Consider the following 20,758-nt stretch of genomic DNA (forward strand, 5'->3'; position numbering starts at 1 on the left):
ACGCTGGCTCGAACGACGCTGCGGGGTGTTCGATGGAGGGCATGGCCCCGCCGACACCGCCTCCGCCCGTTCCGATCGCCGTGATCGGGGGCTCGGGACTGTACTCGCTGCTCGATCCGGAGGCATCCCGCACGCAGCGGATCGTGACGCCGTTCGGGGCCGACGTCGACATCACCATCGGCGCGTACGCCGGCACCACGGTGGCCTTCCTCCCGCGACACGGTGCCGGGCACTCCGTGCCGCCGCACCGCATCCCGGCCCGTGCGATGCTGTGGGCACTGGCCCGCCTCGGCGTCCGGGTGCTCGTGAGCACGGCCGCGGTCGGCTCGCTCAACGAGCAGCTGCCGGTGGGCACGATCGCCCTCGCCGACCAGCTCGTCGACCGCACACGCGACCGCGAAGACACGTTCTTCGACGGCGACACCGTGCGCCACCTGCCGTTCGCCGACCCCTTCGCCCCGGCGCTGCGCGCGCTCGCGCTCGGCGCCGCACCCGAACTGGTCGACGGCGCGACGGTGCTGGTGATCCCGGGGCCCCGTTTCTCGACGCGCGCCGAGTCGGATATGAACCGCGCCGCCGGAGTCGACCTCGTCAACATGACGCTCTACCCCGAGATGGCCCTGGCCGCAGAGATCGGCATCGATGCGATCGCCCTGTGCGTGGTGACCGATGTCGACAGCGGCAGCCATGCCGGCGAGGCGGTGACCGCCGAGGCCGTCTTCGCACGGCTCGATGAGGCCCGGCCGCGCCTGGTCTCCGCGATCGAGCGGATCGTCGCCGCGGTGCCGGCCGACTACGCGCCCCGTGAGCTCATCGATCGCGCGGCGGTCGATGCCGTACTGCGCACCGAGACGCCGTGACCCGGCTGCTGATCACGGGCGGCGCGGGCTTCATCGGCTCGCGCGTCGTCGCCGCGGCGCTCGCCGACGGCATCGACGTGCGCGTGCTCGACACGATCAGTCCGCACGTTCACCGCGAGCCGCCGGCGCTGCCCGAGGGCGTCGTGTTGATACGGGCCGATGTCGCCGACTCCGACGCGGTCGGCGACGCCCTCGACGGCGTGGACGCCGTGTGCCACCTCGCCGCGAAGGTCGGCATGGAGACCGGTTTCGACGATGCCCCCGACTACGCCCGCGACAACGTCGTGGGCACGGCAGCACTGCTGCGGGCGATGGCGACCGCGGGCACATCCCGTCTCGTGCTGTCGTCGTCGATGGTCGTCTACGGAGAGGGGCGTTACGTGGACGAAGCCGGTCGCGACCGCGCACCCGCCCCGCGCGGCGAGGACGACCTGCGTGCCGGCATGTTCGAGCCGCGTGACATCCAGACCGGCGGGGTGCTGCGCCCGGCGCTCGTCGGCGAAGACGCACCGGTCGACCCGCGCAGCGTGTACGCGATCACCAAGCTCGCACAGGAGCAGCTCGCCGCGGCGTGGGCCCGCGAGACCGGCGGCTGCGTCGCCGCACTGCGGTACCACAATGTCTACGGCCCGGGGATGCCGCGCGACACCCCCTACGCGGGGGTGGCGGCGATCTTCCGCTCGGCTCTGGAGCGCGGAGAGGCACCCCGGGTGTTCGAAGACGGCGGCCAGCGCCGCGACTTCGTCCATGTCGACGACGTCGCCGCCGCGAACCTGGCCGCGCTGGAGTGGACGGACCGGCGACGCGGCATCCGTCCGTTCAACGTGGGCTCGGGCACCGTCTCGACCGTGCTCGACATCGCGCGTGCGCTCGCCGCGGCCTCCGGCGGGCCCGACCCGGTTGTGACGGGCCGCTACCGCGCCGCCGACGTGCGGCACATCACGGCGTCGTCCGCACGCGCTCGGACTGAGCTGGGGTGGAGCGCCCGCATCGGCCTGGAGGACGGGATGCGCGAGTTGGCGACCGCGCCGCTGCGGCGCTGATCAGGCCAGCACGGTGTCGTCGACCCCACGGGTGGCGGGGCGCGGCAGGCGCAGTTCGAACCGGCACCCCCCGGCCACGTTGCTGACGGTCACGTCGCCGTTGTGGGCCGCGGCGATCCCCCGCACGATCGCGAGTCCGAGTCCTGCACCGCTCGAGCGCAGCGAACCGGTCTCAGCGGTGTGGTGCGAGGGCGTGCGCGCTTCGGCCCCGCGCCAGCCCGGGTCGAAGACGCGGTGCAGGTCGTCCTCGGCGATGCCGCCGCCGGAATCGATCACCGCGATCGAGGCACGCGAGTCGCTCACCGACGCGGCGACCGTGATGGGCGAGCCGTCGGGCGTGTGCTGGATGGCGTTGAGCAGCAGGTTCGACACGGCGCGCGACAGTTCACGCGGATCGGCGCTGATGACGGCGTCGCCGTCCAGTTCGGAGCGGATGCGGATGTCGCGCCCCGCCGAGAGCGGCCGCAGGTCGGCGACCGTGTCCGAGATGACGTCGTAGAGCGACACCTCCTCGAGCGAGAGGCGCAGCGTGCCCGAGTCGATCTTCGAAAGCTCGAAGAGATCGTCGACCATGGCCGACAGGCGGGACACCTGCTCGCGCATCTGCCGGTGATACCGGCGCGGATCGGCGGCCATGTCGTCCTCGAGCGCCTCCGCCATCGACATGATGCCTGCGAGCGGGGTGCGCAGATCGTGCGCGATCCACGCGACCAGTTCGCGGCGGGACTCCTCGACGCGGCGCTGCAACTCGCGGGCCTGGTCGAGCTTGGCGCTCGTGGCGACCAGTTCGTCGGCCAGCGCGCGGAACTCCGCGCTGGACTGACCGGCGACCGCGTCGACGCGCTCACCCGCGCCGATGCGGCGCGCCGCGCGTGACAGCGCTTTCGCGTTGCGCACGACGACCGCGCCGAGGGCCGCCGACAGGGCGAGCGAGACGGCACCCGAGATCGCCGCGACGTTGAGCGCGACGGTGAGGTCGTGCTCCGAGAGGTACATGAGCTGCGCGGCGCCCACGATGCTGAGCGTGACCGACAGCAGCGCGGCGAAGACCAGCACGCACATCTGGACGACCAGCGACGAGCGCCGTACCGCCAGCAGCACGAGCACAGCCGCGCCGCCGACCAGGAGTGTGATCGCGAGCGACAGCAGCGCGACCTGCATCAGGTCAGGCCAGCTCATCGGAGCCCCCCGGGTCGAAGCGGTAGCCGACACCCCACACCGTCGTCAGCCACTGGGGTCGGGTGGGCTGCGGCTCGATCTTCTCGCGCAGGCGACGCACGTGCACGGTCACGGTCGACAGGTCGCCGTGCGTCCACCCCCACACGGACGAGAGCAGCTCTTCGCGGCTGAACGCCTGGTTCGGATGCCGCACGAAGAACGCGAGAAGGTCGAACTCGCGCACGGTCAACGCAAGCTCATCGCCGTCGAGCTTCGCGACGCGCGCGGCGGGATCCACGCGGAACGGCCCGCGCTCGACCGGCGACTGCGGAGCGTGCTCGGCGAGCGAGCGGCGCAGCACCGACTGCACGCGCAGCACGAGCTCGCGCGGCGAGAACGGCTTGGTGAGGTAGTCGTCGGCGCCCGCCTCGAGGCCGCGGATCCGGTCCTCCTCGGTGCCCAGCGCGGTCAGCAGGATCACCGGAGTGGGACCGGCGGCACGGATGCGGCGACATGCCTCGCTGCCGTCGATGCCCGGAAGCATGCGGTCGAGCACCACGATGTCGGGGGCTCCCCGCTGCACGGCCTCGATCGCGGCGAACCCGTCGGAAGCGTGCTCGACGACGAACCCCGCCGTGCGCAGGTAGTCCGTGACGACCTCCGACACCGTCGGGTCGTCGTCCACGACCAGCACCTTGCGATCGACGAGGTCCTCGTTCGCAAGGGCGCGCCCGGATTCCGCGATCACCTCCTCAGCGTACGTCCGAGACCCGTCCGAGACGGCGTCCTGACAGATGGCGTCCGCGATCCGTAACACTTCCCCTGTTCACCCGGACATCACGAACCCGTAACGTCAGCTCATGGCAATTGTCGATCTGGTGCTGCCGACGCTCGACGAGGCGCAGGCGCTCCCGTGGGTGCTGGGGCGTCTTCCCGACGGCTACCGCGCGATCGTGGTCGACAACGGCTCGGTCGACGGCTCGGCCGATGTGGCCCGAGCCGCAGGCGCCACGGTGATCTCCGAGTCCCGACGCGGCTTCGGTGCCGCGGTCGCGGCCGGCGTCGCCGCAGCGACCGCGCCGATCGTCGCCGTCTGCGATGCCGATGCGTCGCTCGACCCGGCCGAGCTGCCCCGCCTGGTGGCGATGCTCGATGGCGGGGCCGATCTCGTGCTCGGCCGTCGCGTGCCGACGACCCGCGGCGCCTGGCCGGCCCACGCCCGTCTCGCGAACCGCTACCTCGCTCGCCGCATCTCGAGGATCACCGGCTCTCGGCTGCGCGATCTCGGACCGATGCGCGTCGCACGCACCGCCGCACTGCAGAGTCTCGAGCTCACCGATCGGCGCAGCGGCTACCCACTCGAGATGGTGCTCACCGCGGCCGCCGCCGGCTGGCACATCGTCGAGATCGACGTGCCCTACGCTCCCCGAGCCGGCCGCTCCAAGGTGACGGGAACCGTGCGCGGTACGGCGACCGCCATCACCGACATGCGCCGAGTGATGAGAGAGGCGCGACCGTGAGCGCCGTGGTCGTCATTGCGAAGGAGTGCCGGCCGGGGCGGGTGAAGACCCGCCTCACTCCCCCGTTCTCGCCCGACGATGCCGCCCGCATCGCCGCGGCGAGCCTCGCCGACACCCTCGACACGGTGCGCGCCGTCTCGGGCGTGCGGCGCATCCTGTACTTCGACGGCGACGCGTCCACGGTCGACACGGCGGGGTTCGAAGTGATCCCGCAGAGTGCGGGCGGTCTCGACGAACGGCTCGCCGCGGTCTTCGACAGGCTCACCGAACCGACGCTGCTGATCGGCATGGACTCGCCGCAGGTGACCGTCGACGACCTCGTGCCGCCCGATCACGACGACGCCGTGCTCGGACTCGCGACAGACGGCGGCTTCTGGGCCATCGGCATGCGACGCCCCGACGGCGCGCCGATCCGCGGTGTTGCCATGTCGCGCGACGATTCCGGCGAGCGACAGCGGCACGCGCTGCGGGCCGCGGGCCTCACGGTGCGGATGCTGCGCGAGCTGACCGATGTCGACGACGCCGCCGATGCGGCATCGGTCGCCGCGCTCGTTCCGGACTCGCGGTTCGCACGTGCCGTCGCCGCAGCGGGGGTGCGAGCCGGATGAGCGTCATCGTGACCTTCGGCGGGGGCGGCGACGAGCCGTACGCGCTCACCCTCGGCGAGGGCGGTGGACGCCTGGCCCTGCACCGCGTCGGTGCGGAACACGGTGTGGAACTCGACGCCGCCGTCTGGCACGGTCCGGCCGATGCCGCCGACCTTCGCGTGCTGGCCGGGCTCGATGGACCGCTCCTCGACGTCGGCTGCGGCCCCGGGCGCATGCTGCGCGCCGCCGCCGAGCGCGGCATCCCGAGCCTCGGGATCGACGTGTCGCCCGCGGCCGTCCGGATCGCCGCGCAGGGCGGCACGCCCGTCCTTCATCGTTCGGTCTTCGATCGACTGCCGCTGGAGGGTCAGTGGCACGCGGTGCTGCTGCTCGACGGCAACATCGGCATCGGGGGCGACCCCGCCGCACTGCTGGCGCGGTGCGCCCGGCTGCTCGACGTCGACGGGGCGATCGTGGTCGAGGTCGACGCCGACCCCGACCTCGACGAGCGCGATCACTACCGTGCGATCCGCGAAGACGGCACCGCGAGCGCCGCATTCCCGTGGGCACGGATCGGCTCGACGGTGCTCGCACATGTCGCGAGATCGGTGCGCCTTCGCGTGGCGGATGCCTGGGCCGACGGAACCCGGCACTTCGTGGTGCTGCGGCTTCAGTCCTGAGCGGTGGCACGCCGCGCGAGCCGCAGGTGGAGCAGCACGCCCACGCCGGCGGCGATCGTGAGGACACCGAGCAGGACGGCGAGGTTGAGACCGTAGTCCAACGGCAGGATCGTCGGATTCGCGGTGCCGATGGCCTTCTTCACGATCTCGGGCACGACGACGAGCGCGGTGATGCCCGCGACCGCGAGCGCTCCCTGCACGACGAGGACCGCACCGTACGGCACCGGGGCGCGGCGCGAGAGCACCGCGACCGCCACGATGGTGCCGGCGATCAGCACGTCGTGCACGATCAGGGCGCCGATGAGCCAGGCCGCGATGGCCGGGTACTGCGACGGTCGCACGTCGGAGGCGAAGACGACGACGCCGACGATCGCCAGTCCGACGCCGACGACCACGAGTGCGACGCGCGACTCGGCCATCCCCCAGACGGGGGCGCGATCGCGATCGGTCATGCGATCACCTCGATCGAACTCAGCCACTTCGTCTGCAGCACACCGGGGCGCGCCGGAGCGATGATGCGCGCCGGATAGCCGTGGTCGAGGTCGAGCACCTCGCCGTTGAGCTCGAGCGCCACCAGAGTGAGCGGGTCGCGCACGAATTCCGGCGTCATCTCGGTCACCCCGAATCCGCCGCGTTGCTGCAGGCTCGTGATGCGCACCGTCGCCTCGGGCGGCGCGCCGACCGCGTCGAGCAGATCGCGCACGCGCGGGCCCCGCCAGGCGGCATCCTGACTCCATCCCTCAACGCACGCGATCGGCAGCACGACGTCGTGCTGCGGCAGCGCCCGCAGCCGCGACAGCGGGAACACCTCCCGCGTCTGGCCGTGGGCGACGGTGAGCGTCCAGTCCGGGGCGACGGCGAGGTCGAGCACGCCTGCGGCCGACGCCGTGCGGTTGACCGGGAGCGCCTGCGGGCCGAACGTGCGCTTGCGCGGTGCGAAGAGGTTCACCGGGTTCAGGGCACCGAGCGTCTGGCCGACCGTGAAGGTCACCAGCACCGCCGTCGAGGCGCCGACGGTCGCGAAGAAGGCGCGACGGCTCGTGGCCACGCGAGGGTCGTCGCCGGCGGGTGCGGGCGCCCGATCGATCCACGCGAACAGGCGACCGGTCATCCCCGCGGTCGGGCGAACGCCGGTGAGCCGCTGCAGTTCGTCGGGCGTGTCCAACGGCGGTTCGTCGTCGTCATCGTCGGCCGATCCGGATCGACGCTTCGTCCAGTGCGCCGCGATGACCGGCAGCTTCACGCCGATATGGATGAGCAGCGACCCGACCACGACCCACGCGAGCGCATAGTGGACGAGACGGAACGAGAAGCCGAACACCGGGAAGAGCTGGTAGGTGTTCAGCAGGCCGATCGCGAGCTGCATGAGCGACGCGGCGACGAACACGGCGATCGAGGCCCGCTCGACGAGGTGGGCGGCCGAGCGCACGGGAGGATGCTGCAGCAGTTGCGGGAACACCGCGTAGAGCTTCGCGAGCAGCAGCGGGATGCATGCCACTCCGGTGACCACGTGCAGGCCCTGCGTGAACTGGTAGAGCCAGACTGGTCGGGTCGGGAAGACCATCCACGGCAGCGGATCCTGGTGGAAGTGGCTGAAGACGCCGGTGACCATGCAGATCAGGAACCCGAGAGCGAGCAGTCGCCCGATGACGACGGCCGTGCGCGCGTTCCGCGACGGGGCGGCGACCGTCACGCGCGCCTGATGCAGCAGACGCTGCAATCGCGCGGTTGGATGCACGGCCCTCACCTCCCGTGCCCGACTCTAGGTCGAGCGGCAGCGGCGAGGGGGGCCGGGATGTGACGAAGTGCGGACGCCCGCCGTCACACGAGGTCACGCACCTCGTTGACGAAGGCGAGGTGCGCGTCGAGCCCGTCATCCGCCGGCACCGCCCGCAGCACCAGCTCGTCGACGGTCGCGCGGTAGGCCGCCAGGCGGTCGGCGGCCCTTTCTGGTCGGATCACCGTGTCCTGCGCCGTGATGCCGAGCGCGCCGAAGTTCGCCGCGTAGGCGGGGACGCGCGAGTACTTCGCGGCCTCGTCGACGAGGCGACCGCGAGCGTCGTCGTCGACCGCGGCACGCACGTAGAGCGCCGCGTGGGCGCCCGCCCGCTGGTCGTGGGCGCTCCGCGCCTGCGCGGCGGCGATCTCGGGGGTCAGCCAGCTGAGCAGCACCCCGTCGGCGTCCATCGCGCCGAGTCGACGCATCCGGGGGCCGAGAGCGCCGACCACCACCCGGCTCGGCAGCGCGGCTCGCAGCTGCGCCGCCGCGGTCGAGACCGCTTGAAGGGCTCCCCGCCGCATCCGTCCCGCACCGATGCCGATCGTCAGGCGATCGGTCGGGAGATCCAGCTGGGCGATGTCCGCCAGGATCGCCGGTGCCGGGCGCCGGTCGACCGGAATCGCGCCGACCGCGAGCTTCAGCCGCGCGGTCGCAGCCGCCGCGGACGCGAGGACCGCCAGAGCGTCGGCGTCCGGAGTGTCGTTGACCCACAGTGCGGTGAAGCCCGCTTGCTCGACCCGGTGAGCGAGCACGGCGACGTCGTCGAGCTCGAGCGAGGCCGCGGCGATGCCGATCGAGACCGCGGCGCCCACGGACGGACCGCTCACGCGGCGCCTCCGCGTGCGGCGACGAGTTCCGTGGCCTGCGCGGTCGCGTCGAAGAACGCGGCCGGGTCCACGCGCGTCGGCGGAAGCAGAACGACGTCGTCGACACCGGCGTCGAGATAGGCGCTGACGCCCGCGGCGACGCGTGAGGGGTCGCCCCACACACCGCGGTCGATGCTGTCGGGCTTCTCGGGCCGAGCCGCCCGAGCGAGCGCTTCGGGATCGTCGCCGAACGCGGCATCGACGTATGCGACGATGTCGTGCGCACCCTCGCGGCCGGCGGCTCGGCGGGCATCGCGGATCGTCGCGCAGAAGCCGGCCACCTCGTCGGGCGTATAGCCGCTGTTGAGCACGCTGCCGTCGGCGACCTCGCCGCTGAGTGCGAGCGTCTTGGGTCCCTCCGCTGCGGCGAGGACGGCGGGTGCGGTGGTCGGCGGCCACTCGAGCCGCACGTCGTCGAGCGTCACGTAGCGGCCCCTGGTCGTGACGGCCTCACCGGCCAGGAGCGAGCGCAGCGCGGGCACGTACTCGCGCATGAGGGTGAGCGGCGACGCGGCGCGGCCGCCGATCTTCGCCATCCACGGCAGGACGCCGTGTCCCACGCCGGGCAGCAGCCGCCCGGGGAACAGCCGCTCGAGCGTCGCGATCTCCATCGCCGTGGTGGCGACGTTGCGCAGCGGCAGGGGCGCGATGCCGATGCCGATGCGCAGTCGCTGGGTCCACGCCAGCGCCGCGCCCGCCGCGCCGAAGGCGGAGTGGCGGAAGCAGTCCTCCCAGATCCACAGCTCGGTGAGCCCCGACCGCTCCGCGGCCGCAACCGCGGAGCGGTACTCCTCGAGAGTGTGGGTGTAGGGGTTGAAGATCGCTCCGATGCGGGCCATACGCCCACTGTGCCACCGGTCAGGCGGCCGCGGCCAGACCGCCTTCCGCGCGCACCACCAGGCCGTCGCCCGTGGCATCCACCGTCACCGCACCGCCGTCGACCAGCTCGCCCGTGACGAACAGGTCGGCGATCCGGTCGTCGACCTCGCGCTGGATGAGCCGACGCAGCGGGCGCGCCCCGTACTCGGGCTCGTACCCGTGATCGGCGAGCCAATCCACGGCCGCGTCGGTGGCCGTGAACCCCACCTCGCGGCGCTGCAGCCGTGTGGCGGGCGCCTCGAGCAGCAGCCGCACGATGTCGCGCAGTTGCGCCTTCTCGAGCTTGCGGAACAGCACGATCTCGTCGATGCGGTTGAGGAACTCGGGCCGCATCGCCTCACGCAGCTTGCCGAACACGCGGTCGCGCAGATCCTTCTCGCTGCCGAACCCGGTCGGGCCCCCGCCGTCGGCGAGGAAGCCGATCGCACCGCCGCGCGACGCCAGGTACTCCGAGCCGAGGTTCGAGGTCATGACGACGACGGTGTTGCGGAAGTCGACGGTGCGGCCCTGGCCGTCGGTCAGGCGTCCGTCGTCGAGCACCTGCAGCAGCAGGTTGAACACGTCGGGGTGCGCCTTCTCGATCTCGTCGAACAGCACGATCGCGTACGGGTTGCGGCGCACGCGCTCGGTGAGCTGCCCGGCCTCGTCGTAGCCGACGTATCCGGGAGGGGCGCCGACCAGGCGCGACACGGTGTGCCGCTCGCCGAACTCGCTCATGTCGAAGCGGATCACGGCGGACTCGTCGTCGAACAGGCTCGCGGCGAGCGCCTTGGCCAGCTCGGTCTTGCCGACACCGGTGGGTCCGAGGAACAGGAAAGAGCCGACCGGCCGGCGGGCGTCGCCCATGCCGGTGCGGTTGCGACGCACCGCCTTGGCGACGGCGGCGACGGCCTCGTCCTGCCCGATCACGCGATCGTGCAGCTCGTCCTCGAGCGACGCGAGCCGCTCGCGCTCGGTCTCGGTGAGCCGGTTGACCGGGATGCCGGTGGCCCTGCTGATCACGGCGGCGATCTCGGGCTCGTCGACGACGGCCTTCGGCTGCTTCGGCGCGGTCGTGGCGGCATCGAGCTTCTGCTGCACCGCGGCGATCTCGTCGCGGATGCGCGAGGCCTCCTCGTAGCGCTCCGCCGACACGGCGGCGTTCTTGTCGGCCTCGAGCTCGGCGAGCGTCGTGAGGAGCTCATCGGTGTGCACCGGCACGCCCAGCTTCAGGCGCAGCCGAGCCCCCGCCTGGTCGATCAGGTCGATCGCCTTGTCGGGCAGCACGCGCTCGGTGAGGTACCGATCGCTCAGCTCGACGGCGGCGCGCAGCGCGTCGTCGGTGTACTCGATCGCGTGGTGCGCCTCGTACGCCGGGCGCAGGCCGCGCAGGATGAGCACGGCGTCCTCGATCGACGGCTCGCCGACCTTGACGGGCTGGAAGCGGCGCTCGAGCGCCGGGTCCTTCTCGATGGTGCGGTACTCGCGCAGCGTCGTGGCGCCCACGAGGTGCAGGTCGCCGCGGGCGAGGCGGGGCTTGAGGATGTTGCCGGCGTCCATCGCGCCGTCTCCGCCGCCGCCGGCGCCGACGACGGTGTGCACCTCATCGACGAACACGATGAGCTCGCCCGTGCGCGCGGCGATCTCGTCCATCGTGTTCGTCAGGCGCTCTTCGAAATCGCCGCGGTAGCGGGTGCCGGCGAGCATCGCGGGCAGATCGAGCGCGATGACGCGCTTGCCGATGAGCTGCTGGGGCACCTCACCCGCCACGATCGCGCGGGCCAGGCCCTCGACGATCGCCGTCTTGCCGACGCCGGCCTCGCCGACCAGCACCGGGTTGTTCTTGGTGCGACGGCTCAGGATCTCGATCGTCTGCTCGATCTCGTCGCTCCGGCCGATCACCGGGTCGAGCTCGCCCGCCTCGGCGCGCGCGGTCAGGTCGGTGCCGAACCTGTCGAGCATCGGGGTCTCGGATGCCGCGGCATCCGTCTGCTGCTCGGCGGGGGCACCCGACGGGGAAACCGTCTCGCGCATGCCCTGTGTGAGCGCCTCGGCGGTCACGCCGGCGCGCGCGAGCACCTGGCCGGCCGGGGTGTCCTGCGCGAGCACGATGGCGAAGAAGAGGTGCTCGGGGTCGACGTAGGTCGAGCCGGACGAGCGCGCAACCTGGTACGCGTGGAACAGGGCACGCTGCACCGAGGGTGTGATGACGGCGCCGTCGACGTCGGCGGCTGCCGACGCCTGCGGCAGGCGCTCCTCGGCCGCGCGCGCGATCGCAGCGGGGTCCACCCCCGTCCGCTCGACCGCGTCCTTCGCGGGCGTCTCGTCGACGAGCACGCGCAACACGTGCAGCGCATCCAGTTCACGTTGGCCGCGCTCGAGCGCGAAGCGCCCGGCGCGCTGCAGGATGTCCTGCGTGCGGGCGCCGAGGAATCGGCTCAGGTCGATCGAGCGCTCTGCGCGGGCGCGCTCGCCTGCAAGGTAGCGGGCGAGGAAGTCGTCGAACGCGCTGTCGCCGGGGGTGAAGTCGTCGGGCACGGTGCCTCCTGGAAGTCGAAGGGACCACGCGATTCTCGAAGTTGAGCGTGGCTCTGTCAACTTCAACGCGGTGGGCGGGTGCCTATTCCCCGCTCCCCCGACTCAGTGACGACCGCCGGGCGGCCCGATCAGCAGCAGCGCCACATAGAGCAGGACGACCGCGAGCGCGATCAGCACGCCGAGAACCCACGGACGGGCGAGGAACCACCGCATGAGGCGGTCGTGCCAGGCGGCATCCCTCGGATCCTCGGTCTGTGTGAGCCGCCAGGCGCCGCGCAGTCGGCCGCTGCGGTGCAGCCAGATCTCGGTCGGGATCGTCGCGTAGGGGATGACGGCGCTCGCGATGGCGACCGTGGCCGGCCACACACCCCAGCGCTGGTTCTTCGCGACGAGGATCGCCGTCGCGCCGTACGACAGGAACACGAACCCGTGAATGCCTCCCCCGACGGTCACCGCGATGGCGAGGTCCGACGTGGCTCGCAGGATCAACCCCGCGATCAGCAGCGTCCACGAGATCGCCTCGGCGATCGCCAGCACTCGGAACAGGTTCAGGGGCGTGCGGAACACCGGTCTCCTCGGGTCGGGGGTGTGCCTCCAGCCTAGGTGCGCACGATCGCGCTCACCTGCGCGTCGACCAGAGGGCCCACGCGACGAGCACAGGCTGGAAGAAGAGACGCACCAGCCGCTTGCGGTCGGTGTCGAGGCCGAAGCCGTCGCGGCGCCGGGTGTACTGCTCGACGTTGCCGGGGAACACGGCGACGAAGAAGGCCGCCAGGATGGCGCCGATCGTCGACCGCGAGCGCGGCAGGGCGACGAGCGCGGCGCCGAGCATCACCTCGACGACGCCGGATGCCACCACAACGGCGTCCTTGTCGAGGGTCGTGACCTCGGTCGTCCAGTCGGGCACCTGCGCCTGGAACTCCCTGCGCGCCCAGAACAGGTGACTGATTCCGGCGAACACCATGGCGGAGGCGAGCACCCACCGCGCGACGGTTCTCATTCGGGCGCCGATCAGGAGGTCGGGGACGGGGTCGGAGTGGGTGTGGGGCCGAACAGCATCCACTCGCCGCCGCTGCACTCGTAGAACACGAGATCCTCGGTGTCGATGTAGACATCGCCGTCGGCCTCGCAGGTGTCACCGTCGGGGGCGCCGAGGCCGAGGAGCAGCTGTGTTCCCGGTGCTCCCGGTTCGCCCGTCGGCCCGCTCGGCCCCTCGGGCCCCGCCTCGCCCGTGAGGTTCTCGGCCGCGGCCGTGCGGATGTTCGCCACCCAGGTCCAGTCTCCGTCGCGGAAGAGGTACACATCGGAGGTGAGGATGTCGATGTACGCCTCACCCTCGTACCCCTTGCCCGGCTCAGGCGCTCCGGTGCCCGCACGAACGGCGGCGCCGGCGGGAAGGATCTCGTCGAGGATGGCTTCGTAGTCGGGGGCGACCGACGCGGTCGGAGTGGACGTCGGCGTCGGGGAGTCGGCGGCATCCGCTCCGGCGTCGCGCCCGAGCCAGGCGCCGAGGAACGCCGCGACGAACGACAGGACGACGATTCCCACGCCGAACCAGATGAGCATCCCGCGGGTGACTCCGTTCGACGGGGACTGCGGGGCGGTCGGCGAGGTCTGCTCGGTCATCGTCATCCTCTCGGGGCGTGGCTCCACCGTAGCGACGCGATGCGGCCGTCGACGGATATCATCCCGGTGTGGCAGAACTCGATGATTTCGCGCATGCCCTCGAGAAGCTGACGGGCGATCCGATGGCGGAGTCCGTCGCGGGCACCGTCACGGTGCTCTCCGCTTCCGAGCCGGCACCGCGCGGGCGCTTCCAGGAGTGCGCACTCGAACTGCTCGCCGAAGCTCCGGGTGTCGACGAACGGATCGTTCAGACTGCGGTGGTCACGCGACCGCAATCCTGGCCTCAGGTCGGTCAGGTGCTGCCGGCCCGCGTCTCGGTGTCGCACCCGGGGGCGATCGACGTCGATTGGGACGCTCTCGGGCAATGACTTCGGCGGCGGCCCCGGTCGCGCGGTCGCGCGGTCGCGGCGATCGCGGCGATCGTCGCGCGGCGTTCGAGCTCGCCGGAGTCGCGCGTACCGATCGGGTCGTGCAGTCACGGCTCGGGTGTGATGTGCTGGGAGGGCACCGCGCAGGAGGACTGATGACCGACCCGCTCTCCACACCTTTCCGCGCGCCGTTCGCTTCGGACGACGGCTTCGACTTCGACGTGCGGCTCGCCCTGGGCCACAGCGTGCATGGTGGTGCCGAGCCCGGCGAGGTGCTCGCCGCCGTCGCCGAGGTGGCCGCCGGCGATCACGCGAAGTGGTTCGACGCCTGGCTCGGCCTGGGCGAACGCCTGCTGGCGCAAGGGGATGCTGCGGCCGCCGCAGGCCATCGCGTGACCGCGGCAGCGCGGCTGCTGCGGGCGGCCAACTATCTCGGATTCGCCGTGTCCGCGGCGGCGGCACTCGATCGACCGGAGACGCTCACGGGCACGTTCGGCCGCCACCGCCGAGCATGGACGGCCTTCCTCGCACAGAGCGATCTCACGATCGACGAGGTGCCGATCGCGTATGACGAAGCGGGGCTGACCGGGATGCTGTTCACCCCGGAAGCACCCGGTCCGCACCGCACGCTCGTCCTCAACAACGGCAGCGACGAGGCCGTCAGCCGCCTGTGGACCGACCTCGGCCGACCCGCCCTCGCGCGCGGCTGGGCCGTGTTCGTCTACGACGGGCCGGGCCAGCAATCCCAGCTCTTCGAGCACGGCGTGCCGTTCCGCCCGGATTGGGAAGCCGTGCTCACGCCGGTGGTCGACGCGCTCCGCGCGCATCCCGACGTCGACGCGTCGCGGCTGGCCGTCTGGGGGGTGAGCCAATCGGGCTTCTGGGTGCCGCGCGCCCTCACCGCCGAACACCGCTTCGCCGCGGCCGTGGCCGATCCGGGCGTCGTCGACGTCTCGGCGAGTTGGGTTCGGCGGATGCCCGCCGAACTGCTGGATCTGATCCGCGACGGGCAGGACGACACCTTCGACCGGATCATGGACGAGACGATGTCGCACGACCCGGAGACAGCCGCCATGTTGCGCTTCCGCGCCAGGCCGTACGGCGCGGACGCGCGCCTGAGCGTCGCATACCGGGCCGTGCTCGACTACCGTCTGACGGCGGAGCAGGCCGCGAAAATCGACACGCCGCTGCTGATCACCGACCCCGAGGGCGAGCAGTTCTGGCCGGGCCAGTCGGCCACACTCGCCGAGTGGACGCATCCGCACTCGACGCTCGCGTCGTTCCGCGCCGCTGACGGCGCCGCCCTTCACTGCCAGCCGATGGCGCGCGCCCAGACCGCCGAGGTCGGGCTCGACTGGCTCGAAGACGTGGTCGGCTAGAGATCACCCGACTCGGCGCGGCTCAGAACTCCCAGTCCTCGTCTTCGGTGGCCTCGGCCTTGCCGATGACGTACGACGAGCCCGACCCCGAGAAGAAGTCGTGGTTCTCGTCGGCGTTCGGCGACAGGGCCGACAGGATCGCCGGGTTCACGTCGGTGACGCTCGAGGGGAACATCGCCTCGTAGCCGAGGTTCATGAGCGCCTTGTTCGCGTTGTAGTGCAGGAACTTCTTGACGTCTTCGGTGAGGCCGACGCCGTCGTAGAGGTCCTGGGTGTACTGCACCTCGTTGTCGTAGAGCTCGTACAGCAGCGAGAACGTGTAGTCCTTGATGTCCTGGCGCTTGGCTTCGTCGACCTTCTCGAGTCCCTTCTGGAACTTGTAGCCGATGTAGTAGCCGTGCACGGCCTCGTCGCGGATGATGAGGCGGATGAGGTCGGCCGTGTTGGTGAGCTTGGCCCGGCTCGACCAGTGCATCGGCAGGTAGAAGCCCGAGTAGAACAGGAACGACTCCAGCAGCGTCGAGGCCACCTTGCGCTTGAGGGGCTCGTCGCCGCGGTAGTACTCCATGACGATCTGCGCCTTCTTCTGAAGGTTCTCGTTCTCGACCGACCAGCGGAACGCCTCGTCGATCTCCTTCGTCGAGCACAGCGTCGAGAAGATCGAGGAGTAGCTCTTGGCGTGCACCGACTCCATGAATGCGATGTTCGTGTAGACGGCCTCCTCGTGAGGAGTGATCGCGTCGGGGATGAGCGAGACCGCCCCCACGGTGCCCTGGATGGTGTCCAGCAGCGTGAGCCCCGTGAACACCCGCATGGTGAGCGTCTGCTCCTCGGGGGTGAGCGTGTTCCACGACTGGATGTCGTTCGACAGCGGCACCTTCTCGGGCAGCCAGAAGTTGTTCACGAGGCGGTTCCACACCTCGAGATCCTTGTCGTCCTGGATGCGGTTCCAGTTGATCGCCTGGACGTGGTCCAGGAGCTGCAGCTTCTCAGCCATGATTCCTTCTTCTCGAAAAAGCCTGATCAGACGTCAATCACAACATGCACGAGACGCACTCGGACATGTCCGTGCCCTCCAGCGCGAGCTGGCGCAGGCGGATGTAGTAGATCGTCTTGATGCCCTTGCGCCAGGCGTAGATCTGAGCCTTGTTGATGTCGCGCGTGGTCACGGTGTCCTTGAAGAACAGCGTGAGCGACAGGCCCTGGTCGACGTGCTGGGTCGCGGCGGCATACGTGTCGATGACCTTCTCGTAGCCGATCTCGTACGCGTCCTCGTAGTACTCGAGGTTGTCGTTCGTCATGAACGGCGCCGGGTAGTACACGCGGCCGAGCTTGCCTTCCTTGCGGATCTCGATCTTCGACGCGATCGGGTGGATCGAGCTCGTGGAGTTGTTGATGTACGAGATCGAGCCGGTGGGGGGCACCGCCTGCAGGTTCTGGTTGTAGATGCCGTGCTGCTGGATGCTCGCCTTGAGCTGCACCCAGTCTTCCTGCGTCGGCACGTGCATGCCGGCGAAGAGCTCCTTGACCTTCTCGGTCTGGGGCTGCCATGCGGCATCCGTGTACTTGTCGAAGAACTCGCCCGACGCATACGTCGAGTCCCAGAACCCGTCGAAGGTCTGACCGCGCTCGATCGCGATGCGGTTCGAGGCCCGCAGCGCGTGGAAGAGCACCGTGTAGAAGTAGATGTTCGTGAAGTCCAGGCCCTCTTCCGAGCCGTAGTGGATGTGCTCGCGGGCGAGGAATCCGTGCAGGTTCATCTGGCCGAGGCCGATCGCGTGCGACCGGTCGTTGCCGTCCTCGATCGAGCGCACCGACGAGATGTGGCTCTGGTCGCTCACCGCGGTGAGAGCCCGGATGGCGGTCTCGACCGTGGCGCCGAGGTCACCGCCGTCCATCGCGAGCGCGATGTTCATCGACCCGAGGTTGCACGAGATGTCCTTGCCGATCTGGTCGTACGAGAGGTCCTCGTTGTACGTGGTCGGCGTGTTGACCTGCAGGATCTCGGAACACAGGTTCGACATGTTGATCCGCCCCTTGATGGGGTTGGCGCGGTTCACGGTGTCTTCGTACATGATGTACGGGTAACCCGACTCGAACTGGATCTCGGCCAGCGTCTGGAAGAACTGGCGCGCGTTGATCTTGGTCTTCTTGATGCGCGGGTCGTCGACCATCTCGCGGTACTTCTCGGTGACCGAGATGTCGCCGAAGGGCACTCCGTAGACGCGCTCGACGTCGTACGGCGAGAACAGGTACATGTCCTCGCCGTTCTTGGCGAGCTCGAAGGTGATGTCGGGGATGACGACACCGAGCGACAGGGTCTTGATGCGGATCTTCTCGTCGGCGTTCTCACGCTTGGTGTCGAGGAACCGCAGGATGTCGGGGTGGTGCGCGTTGAGGTACACGGCACCGGCGCCCTGGCGCGCACCGAGCTGGTTCGCGTAGCTGAAGCTGTCTTCGAGAAGCTTCATGACCGGGATGATGCCGCTGGACTGGTTCTCGATCTGCTTGATGGGCGCGCCCGACTCGCGGATGTTCGACAGCAGCAATGCCACACCGCCGCCGCGCTTGGACAGCTGCAGCGCGGAGTTGATGCCGCGGGCGATCGACTCCATGTTGTCTTCGATGCGCAGCAGGAAGCACGACACCAGCTCGCCGCGCTGCGCCTTGCCGGTGTTGAGGAACGTCGGGGTCGCGGGCTGGAAGCGGCCCGAGATGATCTCGTCGACGAGCGCGGTCGCGAGCTCCTGGTCGCCGTCGGCGAGGCCGAGCGCGGTCATCACGACGCGGTCTTCGAACCGCTCGAGGTAGCGCTTGCCGTCGAAGGTCTTCAGCGTGTAGCTCGTGTAGTACTTGAACGCGCCGAGGAACGTCTCGAAGCGGAACTTCTTGCCGTACGCGCGGTCGTTGAGCTGCTGGATGAACTCGAACGGGTACTTCTCGAGCACCTGCGGCTCGTAGTACTGCTTGTCGACGAGGTAGTCCAGGCGCTCCTTGAGCGAGTGGAAGAACACCGTGTTCTGGTTGACGTGCTGCAGGAAGTACTCGCGGGCAGCCCGCTTGTCGGCGCCGAACTGGATCTTGCCGTCGGCGTCGTAGAGGTTCAGCATCGCGTTGAGGGAGTGGTAGTCCATCCCCTCGAACCGCGGGTTCGCCTTGAAGTCCGTGTCTGTCAGTGCCGCTTCCACCATCGTTCCAATCCGTCGCTCACGCGATCGACGTCTTCCGGCGTGCCGAACAGTTCTAGCCGGTACAAGTGCGGCACGCGGCACTTGCGGCTGATGATGTCGCCGGCGAGGCAGAAGTGCTCGCCGAAGTTGGTGTTTCCCGCGGAGATGACCCCGCGGATCAGGCTCCGGTTCCGTTCATCGTTGAGGAAGCGGATGACCTGCTTGGGAACAGCGCCCTTCTCCTCACCCCGCCCCTGGCCTCCGCCATAGGTCGGAGTGACGAGGATGTAGGGCTCATCGACCCGGAGCGGCCCGTCGGCCGCGTGGAGCGGAATCCGGATGCTGCGGGCGTCGAGCTTCTCGACGAATCGGGCGGTGTTGCCCGACACGCTCGAGAAGTACACCAGCAACGGCGCGGATGCCTCGGCGGCGACCGCGCTGCGCTCTGCCAGCCCGGTTGCCATCACCGAGTTATGCCAGACGCGTGGCGAGTTCGTCGATCTTGTCGGGACGGAAGCCCGACCAGTGGTCACCGTCGGTGATGACGACGGGTGCCTGCAGGTAGCCCAGCGCCTTCACCTGCTCGAGCGCCGCCGGGTCCTCCGACAGGTCGTGAATCTCGTAGTCGAGGCCCTTCGCGTCCAGCGCGCGGTACGTCGCGTTGCACTGAACACAGGCCGGCTTCGTGTAAACCGTGATCGCCATGTCGAACCGTTTCTCCCCTCACATCCGGTGATCTGTCGGGCAGTCCCCCCACCGGGAGACCAATACTACATATGGGTACGGACATTGGATAGCACCACAAGGGATAGTAGTTACATCCGTGTAGTTTTCCACCGTTGTCCTCATGTACAACACAGGTTCTCCACCGATCCATCCACAGTTCCGGCCTTCGCTGCGAACCTGGAAAACACCTGGATCATGCGGAATCCGGATGCCACGGCCGCATCCATCCACAGGTGGCATCCTGCGCGGGGCCTCCGACATCGGATCCGCCTGTGGATGACGCCGTTCGGCGTGTCGCGGCGTGTCGGATGTCAGCGCGTTGCGGCTGTAGCGTTTATCCGTGGCGGGCTACGGTGACCTTCTTCGCACCCAGGGGGTCGCGCGGATCATCGCCGCGCAGTTGACGGCCCGCCTGCCCGGCGGCATGACGAGTCTCGCGGTGCTGCTGCACATCGAGCAGGTGACCGGCTCGTACGGCGCCGCGGGCCTCGTGCTCGCGGCGGTCTCGGTCGGTCAGGCGGTCGCCGGACCCGTGACCAGCCGCTGGATGGGCCTATGGGGCATGCGCCGCGTGCTGACGATCACGGTCGTCATCTGCGCGATCGCCCTCACCACGCTCGCCCTCGTCGAGATGGTGCTCCCCGCCTACATCGCCCTCGGGCTGATCGCGGGGCTGTCGACGCCGCCGATCCAGTCGGCGGTGCGCACGATCTATCCGAAGATGGTGACCGCGCGTCAGCTCACACCGCTGTTCTCGCTGGATGCCTCGCTCCAGGAGATCATCTGGATCGTCGCGCCCGTGCTCATCACGTTCGTCGCCATCCAGGTCGGCACGGTGCCGGCGCTGCTGCTCATCGTCGTGATCCTCGTCGGCGGCGGCGCCTGGTTCATCCTGTCGCCCGAGGTCGGCCGCGTGCGCATTCCCCGCAGCCGCCGCAGCATCGGCCGCGTGCTCACCAAGACGCCGGTGCTGCTCGCCACCGTCGTCGGGTTCCTGCTCATCGGCGCGTGCGCGGCCGTCGAGGCCGGCGTCGTCGCGACGTTCGGGCACGACGGGCTCGAAGCCGGCCTCGTGCTCGCGGTGTTCTCCATCGGCAGTCTGGCCGGCGGCCTCGCCTTCGGCCACCTGCCGATCGGTCGCTGGGCGATGGCGCGCCGACTCGCCATCCTCGCGGGCGGGCTGGCGCTCACGATCGTCTCGCTCAACGTGTGGTGGCTCGGCGGCACCCTGCTCGTGGCGGGCATCGGCATCGCCCCGGCCCTGGCGGTGATCTTCGCGATGACCTCGGCGAGCGTGAAGTTCAGCGAGACCGCCGAGGCGTACGGCTGGATCGGAACCGGACAGCTCATCGGCGCCGCGGCGGGGTCGGCGGTCGCGGGCTTCCTCATCGACGGCGTCGGCCCGCAGGGCGCCTACGTCGCGGCGACCGCGTTCGCTGTCGCCGGCGTCGTCGTGGCGGTCGTGTTCGTGCGCGGCTTCCCCGACCTGCGCCACGGCAACGTGAGTCCGATGCCCGACACGCAACCGGTCTCGACGATCACCTGACGCGGCCGTCCCCGGCATCCGCTCGCTCGTGGGTTTGGGGCGCGATTCCCGCG

General features: G+C 70.0%; 22 protein-coding genes. 8 read left to right on the forward strand and 14 right to left on the reverse strand.

The features are described from left to right. The first annotated feature begins 41 nt into the window (after window positions 1-41). Together ABD663_RS05120 and ABD663_RS05125 are read left to right on the forward strand one after the other, a co-directional pair. The gene (locus ABD663_RS05120; RefSeq protein WP_344736797.1) at window positions 42-860 is read left to right on the forward strand and encodes an MTAP family purine nucleoside phosphorylase; all 819 of its coding nucleotides are present in this window, start codon (window positions 42-44) and stop codon (window positions 858-860) included. Then, a complete protein-coding gene (locus ABD663_RS05125; RefSeq protein WP_344736798.1) occupies window positions 857-1,903 on the forward strand; it encodes an NAD-dependent epimerase/dehydratase family protein in 1,047 nt (348 codons plus the stop codon). The genes ABD663_RS05120 and ABD663_RS05125 overlap by 4 nt, the downstream gene beginning before the upstream one ends. On the opposite strand, the gene ABD663_RS05130 is transcribed toward ABD663_RS05125, so the two are convergent. Both ABD663_RS05130 and ABD663_RS05135 read right to left on the reverse strand, forming a co-directional pair. Then, window positions 1,904-3,082 carry a sensor histidine kinase gene (locus tag ABD663_RS05130; protein WP_344736800.1) on the reverse strand — a complete coding sequence of 393 codons (1,179 nt, stop codon included), beginning with the start codon at window positions 3,080-3,082 and terminating at the stop codon, window positions 1,904-1,906. It lies immediately after the preceding gene. Beyond that, window positions 3,069-3,809, reverse strand: coding sequence for a response regulator transcription factor (locus tag ABD663_RS05135; protein WP_425561756.1), 741 nt, complete (start codon window positions 3,807-3,809; stop codon window positions 3,069-3,071). The genes ABD663_RS05130 and ABD663_RS05135 overlap by 14 nt, the downstream gene beginning before the upstream one ends. 112 nt (window positions 3,810-3,921) lie before the next feature. Here ABD663_RS05135 and ABD663_RS05140 point away from each other — a divergent pair, with 112 nt between their 5' ends. The 3 genes from ABD663_RS05140 to ABD663_RS05150 are packed head-to-tail and all read left to right on the forward strand — an operon-like array spanning window position 3,922 to window position 5,848. Further along, the gene (locus ABD663_RS05140; protein WP_344736801.1) at window positions 3,922-4,581 is read left to right on the forward strand and encodes a glycosyltransferase family 2 protein; all 660 of its coding nucleotides are present in this window, start codon (window positions 3,922-3,924) and stop codon (window positions 4,579-4,581) included. Next, window positions 4,578-5,189 carry a TIGR04282 family arsenosugar biosynthesis glycosyltransferase gene (locus ABD663_RS05145; protein WP_344736803.1) on the forward strand — a complete coding sequence of 204 codons (612 nt, stop codon included), beginning with the start codon at window positions 4,578-4,580 and terminating at the stop codon, window positions 5,187-5,189. The genes ABD663_RS05140 and ABD663_RS05145 overlap by 4 nt, the downstream gene beginning before the upstream one ends. After that, window positions 5,186-5,848 carry a class I SAM-dependent methyltransferase gene (locus ABD663_RS05150; RefSeq protein WP_344736804.1) on the forward strand — a complete coding sequence of 221 codons (663 nt, stop codon included), beginning with the start codon at window positions 5,186-5,188 and terminating at the stop codon, window positions 5,846-5,848. The genes ABD663_RS05145 and ABD663_RS05150 overlap by 4 nt, the downstream gene beginning before the upstream one ends. Here ABD663_RS05150 and ABD663_RS05155 read toward each other — a convergent pair. The 8 genes from ABD663_RS05155 to ABD663_RS05190 all read right to left on the reverse strand — a co-directional run bounded on the left by ABD663_RS05155 (window position 5,839) and on the right by ABD663_RS05190 (window position 13,516). Then, window positions 5,839-6,300, reverse strand: a complete 462-nt coding sequence (locus tag ABD663_RS05155; RefSeq protein WP_344736805.1) for a hypothetical protein — start codon at window positions 6,298-6,300, stop codon at window positions 5,839-5,841. The genes ABD663_RS05150 and ABD663_RS05155 overlap by 10 nt on opposite strands. Continuing rightward, window positions 6,297-7,586 (reverse strand): molybdopterin-dependent oxidoreductase, encoded by a 1,290-nt coding sequence (locus ABD663_RS05160; RefSeq protein WP_344736806.1) that lies wholly within the window; start codon window positions 7,584-7,586, stop codon window positions 6,297-6,299. The genes ABD663_RS05155 and ABD663_RS05160 overlap by 4 nt, the downstream gene beginning before the upstream one ends. A gap of 83 nt (window positions 7,587-7,669) precedes the next feature. Next, window positions 7,670-8,455, reverse strand: a complete 786-nt coding sequence (locus ABD663_RS05165; protein ID WP_344736807.1) for an LLM class flavin-dependent oxidoreductase — start codon at window positions 8,453-8,455, stop codon at window positions 7,670-7,672. After that, window positions 8,452-9,333 carry an LLM class flavin-dependent oxidoreductase gene (locus tag ABD663_RS05170; protein WP_344736808.1) on the reverse strand — a complete coding sequence of 294 codons (882 nt, stop codon included), beginning with the start codon at window positions 9,331-9,333 and terminating at the stop codon, window positions 8,452-8,454. Before ABD663_RS05170 ends, ABD663_RS05165 begins: the two co-directional genes overlap by 4 nt. Before the next feature lie 19 nt (window positions 9,334-9,352). Beyond that, window positions 9,353-11,890 (reverse strand): ATP-dependent Clp protease ATP-binding subunit, encoded by a 2,538-nt coding sequence (locus ABD663_RS05175; protein ID WP_344736809.1) that lies wholly within the window; start codon window positions 11,888-11,890, stop codon window positions 9,353-9,355. Window positions 11,891-11,992: 102 nt separating this feature from the next. Continuing rightward, complete coding sequence (locus ABD663_RS05180) at window positions 11,993-12,457, reverse strand: DUF3817 domain-containing protein (protein WP_344736810.1); 465 nt, start codon at window positions 12,455-12,457, stop codon at window positions 11,993-11,995. Between the two features lie 52 nt (window positions 12,458-12,509). Continuing rightward, window positions 12,510-12,890, reverse strand: coding sequence for a DoxX family protein (locus ABD663_RS05185; RefSeq protein WP_344736811.1), 381 nt, complete (start codon window positions 12,888-12,890; stop codon window positions 12,510-12,512). 11 nt (window positions 12,891-12,901) lie between these two features. Then, window positions 12,902-13,516 carry a hypothetical protein gene (locus ABD663_RS05190; protein WP_344736813.1) on the reverse strand — a complete coding sequence of 205 codons (615 nt, stop codon included), beginning with the start codon at window positions 13,514-13,516 and terminating at the stop codon, window positions 12,902-12,904. A 68-nt stretch (window positions 13,517-13,584) separates the two neighbouring features. Here ABD663_RS05190 and ABD663_RS05195 point away from each other — a divergent pair, with 68 nt between their 5' ends. Together ABD663_RS05195 and ABD663_RS05200 are read left to right on the forward strand one after the other, a co-directional pair. Further along, the gene (locus ABD663_RS05195; RefSeq protein WP_344736815.1) at window positions 13,585-13,884 is read left to right on the forward strand and encodes a hypothetical protein; all 300 of its coding nucleotides are present in this window, start codon (window positions 13,585-13,587) and stop codon (window positions 13,882-13,884) included. Window positions 13,885-14,039: 155 nt separating this feature from the next. Further along, window positions 14,040-15,263, forward strand: a complete 1,224-nt coding sequence (locus ABD663_RS05200; RefSeq protein WP_344736816.1) for an alpha/beta hydrolase family protein — start codon at window positions 14,040-14,042, stop codon at window positions 15,261-15,263. A gap of 22 nt (window positions 15,264-15,285) precedes the next feature. Here ABD663_RS05200 and nrdF read toward each other — a convergent pair whose 3' ends face one another. Genes nrdF through nrdH form a run of 4 tightly spaced genes read right to left on the reverse strand, consistent with a single transcriptional unit; the run spans window position 15,286 to window position 19,138 of the window. Next, window positions 15,286-16,260 (reverse strand): class 1b ribonucleoside-diphosphate reductase subunit beta, encoded by a 975-nt coding sequence (gene nrdF, locus ABD663_RS05205; RefSeq protein ID WP_344736817.1) that lies wholly within the window; start codon window positions 16,258-16,260, stop codon window positions 15,286-15,288. A 37-nt stretch (window positions 16,261-16,297) separates the two neighbouring features. Next, entirely contained in the window at window positions 16,298-18,454 is a 2,157-nt protein-coding gene (gene nrdE, locus ABD663_RS05210; protein WP_344736818.1) for a class 1b ribonucleoside-diphosphate reductase subunit alpha, read from the reverse strand. Beyond that, the gene (gene nrdI, locus ABD663_RS05215; RefSeq protein WP_344736819.1) at window positions 18,436-18,897 is read right to left on the reverse strand and encodes a class Ib ribonucleoside-diphosphate reductase assembly flavoprotein NrdI; all 462 of its coding nucleotides are present in this window, start codon (window positions 18,895-18,897) and stop codon (window positions 18,436-18,438) included. The genes nrdE and nrdI overlap by 19 nt, the downstream gene beginning before the upstream one ends. Before the next feature lie 7 nt (window positions 18,898-18,904). After that, a complete protein-coding gene (gene nrdH, locus ABD663_RS05220; protein WP_344736821.1) occupies window positions 18,905-19,138 on the reverse strand; it encodes a glutaredoxin-like protein NrdH in 234 nt (77 codons plus the stop codon). 361 nt (window positions 19,139-19,499) lie between these two features. Between nrdH and ABD663_RS05225 the strand changes: the two genes are divergently transcribed. Then, entirely contained in the window at window positions 19,500-20,705 is a 1,206-nt protein-coding gene (locus tag ABD663_RS05225) for an MFS transporter (protein ID WP_344736822.1), read from the forward strand. Window positions 20,706-20,758 lie beyond the last annotated feature (53 nt).

It is taken from the genome of Microbacterium awajiense (assembly GCF_039536545.1).
Lineage (GTDB): Bacteria > Actinomycetota > Actinomycetes > Actinomycetales > Microbacteriaceae > Microbacterium > Microbacterium awajiense.